Source organism: Lamprobacter modestohalophilus (assembly GCF_016583905.1).
Classification (GTDB): domain Bacteria; phylum Pseudomonadota; class Gammaproteobacteria; order Chromatiales; family Chromatiaceae; genus Lamprobacter; species Lamprobacter modestohalophilus.
In genome coordinates, this window is record NZ_NRRY01000107.1 from 1 (window position 1) to 5,222 (window position 5,222).

A 5,222-nucleotide genomic window follows, 5' to 3' on the forward strand; every position below is an offset into this window, starting at 1 on the left:
GCGACACGCAGCGACGCGAGGACTGGCAGCACGACCACTGCCACCACCTCAAGCACGACCCCAACGCCCTCGATCAGTTGATCGCCGAGGCCACCCGCCTCACGGATCGCCGCGGGCTCTCGCAGACGCTGGGCGCAGTTCTGGCAGAAGATCGATCAGTTTGGGGCGGAGTGCTGTTGAGCACAGTATGTTGAGGCCGCACCCGATTGGACCGTGCCGGTGTTTCGCCATACCTCCAAGGTGAGCTGCCAAGTCTTGCGCTTCTTTAAACACTGTTTTCTCAAACCAGCTTCACCTGCGCTCTATGAACGTGAGCTGCGGCCCATGTTAATGGCCTGCCTGTGACGGGAGCCGGACACCGTTGCACTAGGAATCAACTCAGGACACATTGAAACTGGGCAGGCTCCTGGCGACACCTAACAATCTAGCAACAGAAGACTTCGATTTTCATCATGGTCCAATTTCTTCCACACACACTTCGATTGCACGTTGCTCCGTGTCGGTTCGCAAGATATCCTTATGTTCAAGAAAATCAAAATACGACAAACGCTCTATCTTTTCCAGCGAATTAAATCGAGGTGTTCTGTGGCCATTGGCCGATCGCCAAATGAGCGTTTGAGGATTCCATGCCCCCACAATTGTTTTGTAGTTAAGGGTCGCATAAAAATCGTGAATCAAAAAAACTGTTTTATATACATCACCATGCCAGGAAAGATCAGAACCACCGGTCTCCTCTTTGCGATATTTAAGGGCTTGTTTTGAGTTTCTAAGAGAGCTGTACACATCATTGGGAATAGTATCATCCAAAATAATGACACTTCTGTTGTGCGTATAAATCAAACTATTACTTAGATCCCGGAACGATTGCTCAAAGGTGTGCAAGCCGTCAATGAATACAATGTCGTATATGGGCTTATCGTCCGCGCTGACAAAATATTCATCTGAGCTACACTGGAAGAATCTGCTGTCGCGGGAATATTCTGGAATATCGAATTGTTTGATAACATCAACAGCGTGTTTCCTACCTATATCAACACCAAGAAACGTTTTTCCTCTTAGCACCCCGATTTCCAAATAGGAAGATGCATCTAGTCTTTTCGCCAGAGTGTTTATCATCCGGGCGGAAAAGTTGACGTTCGGCGGCATTTCTTTATTGATAGGATGAACATGATCTGCACCCATTTTTCAACTCGTACCATGCTCAGAATATTGCTGAGCACTGTCTTGTAGTTGCGAGTATGTGCTCAAGACAGGATCTCACCTGCCTTGCTCACAGTTTACAGCGGAATTACGGGCGCAACAACGGCACGACGTTTAAAAATAATCAGATCAGGATATTCGTGCACCATAAGAGTAAAAACTAAGCCTCCACAATCTGTAGCGATTCCGTGTCGTGGCGGAATATACTAAGCCTATGCCAATTTCATAATCGGCGAAAAGACGGATTTGTGGAAAATGGCTAGTTGCAGCACTGGAATGATATTAACGTGGTTTCGTGAGCAGAATAATCCTGAAATAGCCGAAAAGCAGCATAAAACAGCACGATAGTAATAATGTGGGCTTATTTTCATCCTCACCTACCAGGTGATCCCGTTCGCCAATTCATCATCGAACAATCCGCCGCCAATCTAACCTAGCAGGCCTGCCTGGGGCTCATCGGTCGGGCGCTGAATCACCACACCGAATTGGCGACGGCCGCAACCGGCGTCAGCGCATTGCAGCAATTCTAAACTTGGGCGCTCTCTTTAAATCAGCATGTTAGAGAAGCCGATGGCTTCCGCACTAACCAACCTTCGGACTCTTGGTCCAACCCTTTTAAGGTGAGGAAATTCGTCAGACTGCAAGTCCTTGGTTTTCCGTCAAAGTGTTTGCGGCATGCCGCCGGATTTTGTGATCGTCAGATTCACCTCAAATTGTAACCAGCCTTCTTGAATGTTGTTTTTATGCACATTGAAAGGGCTGATCCGTGAAGTGTTGATTTCTCGGAAACAGGAAAACTCAGAAACTTCAGCGGCTTTAAAATGAAAGTCAAGCTCTCGATGTCTCACCAGATGGGGTACATCGTAAACCGAATGACTACGGACTAAAGCTTAGCAGAATCAGGTGCTTACATTTTTTTATTTAACTCGCGGATTCACTTTTAATCTAAATTTGCAAATAAAACTTATAGATAAACCCCGTCTTCAAATCAACTAAATCCTTGTGCAAGTCTTTTCCAAGCAAGGGAGCAGCTTTGCAAAGAACGACGCAACATGCTGAATGGTATCAATACGAAACCACTGGCGCGTGTATTTGAAGCGAATTCCACCCAAGGTGAGTTCCGGCCGTTTTACCGAGTAAACCGAATCTGGCGTGTTGACCAGATGTAGCACCGCCCAGGCGGCAAGGCGCATCGCGTTCCAAATTTCTTCTGCAATTTCTTGCTCACCCATTTTAACCGCTAGTTGGTAGGCACCAAGCAGTCCTTCGCAGCGTGCACCGTCAGCGTATGGATAATCGCCGAACTTGTAGTAGAAAGCTCCAGCATAGTCCGGGTAGGGAGCATCGGTCACCTTGTACATCTGGTCGATCATGCGTCGCGCGTCATCAAAGACGAAGCGCGCGTAAGCCGGGTCGCGCATCTCGGGTAATTCCCAGAGTTCCACGATACCCATCATCAGCCAGGAATCGGACGGCACGGTGGTGTAGTGCTCGGCACGGGTCTTCGGGCGGATGTTGAGGAGGAAGTGGAGCGCGCATTTTAGCCGCTTGACGATTAAGTCCTTTACTTCGGGTGAGGCGATCAGTGCGTAGCGCGCCAGGCCGCAGACGGCTTCACCAGGGTAGTAGAAGGAGAAATAGTCGTTGTTTTCGGCTTCGGTGATCGGCTTGTCTAAGTAGATGTTGTAGTAAATGAACTCACCACTTTCGGTGATCTGGTGCAGCAGATGCCAGGCGATCTTGTCGGCCCAGGGTTGATAGTGCTGGTCACCGGTGTGCAGTTGGTAATCGGCTAGCCAGTAGAGGCCGATCCCTGCCCCGCCGAGCTTGGCTTTGCGTTCGCTGTAGATGTAGGCCGCTGGTCGCCCTTCGCAGCTGTATTCGCGCCCGTGGGCGACAAAGTAATCGAGCGCGCGGCGGATGTTTTCGAGACTGCGACCGCTTTGTGTATAGCGCTCATAGTAGAGGCAAGTGAGTCCGCCGCCGGCGTGACGCAGGATGTTGTAGTAGGGATTTTTGTCGGGGTTGCGTTTCGGGTGTTCGTGGTCGCGGCGCGTGTCGCGGGCTGGGTCGTAGTAGTAGAGAAACTTGCCGTTTGGTTCTTGGGTTAATTGAATGTGATCAACCGCCCGTTCGACTGCGCGCTCTAACTTTTCTTGAGTGACCCTGCCTACTGCGGGGTGGCCACGATAGAGGCGCAACCAGTGGCCTGTCGTTGATGAGAGGTAGCTTTCGCTGCGAAAGCGTTGAAAGCGGGAGGCTCTGACAATGTCCTCACCATGGCCTCGATGGAGATACTCGCGCAGTTGCTGCATGCTCATGATCGAGCGGACGTAGGCGTCTCCGGGCAGGAAGAATCGGCGTTTTTGGTCCGGCCCGGTGAAGAGCAGACCGTCGATACCAATTTCGAAGTGGCGCGGACCGGTTTGGGCCATCCCCACGCCGTAGAGATCAACATCCGCGGGTTTGTCGCGAACGAAGTCGAGCTGTAGGCGAAACGCGGTGTTATGAAACTCGCTGAGCCTGGGATGGCGCAAGAGGTGGACGAAGATCGCGGAGAATAAGGTGGTGCCTTTCCCTAGTGTGGCGCGGCTGACCAGGATGCGTTTCACTCCAGGCGCATAGAGTACGAGGATCAGGCGTCGATAAGGCCTTTGAAAGGTTGCCTGCTCAAAGGCCTGGTCAATACTGCGTTGATAGTCGCTTGGACTTGCCTCGCTCGCGGCGACTCCGGTGATGGCCGCCGTCAATAGGGCCAGACAGCGTTCGTCCTCGGTCGTTGTCTTGTAGACCGGGAGACGAGACTCTGGCTGGCCGTATTGTGGGTTATGAGTCGACATCAACGGATTCAGTTTAACCCTGGCGCATCGCTTGAACTTCGGTTAGTGACATTAAACGGTATTGCTCACAGCGACGGATGGCGTCAGCTGCGAACAGTTAGACGTCATCAAAGCCATCGTCACAGTCCATGTCGTCAAAGCCGGCAGAATCGATGCCTTCAACGTCATCGAATGCGTCTGGCTCTTGGGTTTGCAGGTCGTCTTCAGTGTCATCGAAAACGAAGACATCCATTTCGTCTTCGATTTCCTCTTCTTCTTCGGCATACGTGCGAGAAGTCCTCTGGAGCGAGTTTTGATCGTCGTCTAGCTCAGCGCCGGAGTCAGCGTCGGCATCGGCATCGCTTTCGTCGTCGGCTTCGCTTTCGTCGACCCGCATCCCTCCGCGTCTATCGTCTGCGGTACCGCCTGGCCTGACGATCGTTCTTGCTTCGGCTTCGGCGTCACTGCCGGCATCGTTTTCGCTTTCGCTGTCGGTGCCTCTGTCGCTGCCGCTGCCGCTATTGCCTTGGCCGGTGTGCTCGCTGTTCTCAGCGTTGTTGTTGTCGCCTGAGTTGCCAGGGGCATCTTGGTCGCCGTTGCCGTGACCGTTATTGCCTTGCTGGTTGCCTCCGTCGTCGTCTGACGCGGAGTCGGAGCCACCATCGGCATCGCTTTCGTCGTCGGCATCGCTTTCGTCGACCCGCATCCCTCCGCGTCTATCGTCTGCGGTACCGCCCGGTCTGACGATCGTTCTTGCTTCGGCTTCACCGCCGGCATCGTTTTCGCTTTCGCTTTCCCGGTCGTCGACCCGCATACCTCCACGTCTATCGTCTGCAGTACCGCCCGGTCTGACGATCGTTCTTGTTTCGGCTTCACTGCCGGCATCATTTTCGCTTTCGCTTTCCCGGTCGTCGACCCGCATACCTCCACGTCTATCGTCTGCAGTACCGCCCGGTCTGACGATCGTTCTTGCTTCGGCGTCACTGACGTCGGCATCCGAGTCGCCGTCAGCATCCGAATCTCCGTCGGCATCGGAATCGCCATCGGCGTCTGAATCGCCGTCAGCGTCGGAGTCGCCGTCAGCATCCGAATCGCCGTCGGCATCGGAGTCGCCATCGGCGTCTGAATCGCCATCAGCGTCTGAGTCGCCGTCGGCGTCTGAATCACCGTCAGCATCGGAGTCGCCATCGGCATCCGAGTCGC

The 5,222-nt window shown here is 53.0% G+C and carries 2 protein-coding genes and 2 pseudogenes; 1 reads left to right on the top strand and 3 read right to left on the bottom strand.

Translation table 11 applies throughout. The annotated features are described in order from the left end of the window. Positions 1–194: pseudogene (locus CKO42_RS26985) on the top strand (hypothetical protein); the annotation flags it as partial. 256 nt (positions 195–450) lie between these two features. Here the strand turns inward: CKO42_RS26985 and CKO42_RS25690 are convergent. From CKO42_RS25690 to CKO42_RS28080, 3 genes and pseudogenes are all read right to left on the bottom strand, one after another. Beyond that, the gene (locus CKO42_RS25690) at positions 451–1,182 is read right to left on the bottom strand and encodes a class I SAM-dependent methyltransferase (RefSeq protein WP_200251875.1); all 732 of its coding nucleotides are present in this window, start codon (positions 1,180–1,182) and stop codon (positions 451–453) included. A 1,010-nt stretch (positions 1,183–2,192) separates the two neighbouring features. Then, the gene (locus CKO42_RS25695) at positions 2,193–4,040 is read right to left on the bottom strand and encodes a glycoside hydrolase family protein (protein WP_200251877.1); all 1,848 of its coding nucleotides are present in this window, start codon (positions 4,038–4,040) and stop codon (positions 2,193–2,195) included. Between the two features lie 97 nt (positions 4,041–4,137). Beyond that, positions 4,138–5,222: pseudogene (locus tag CKO42_RS28080) on the bottom strand (hypothetical protein); the annotation flags it as partial.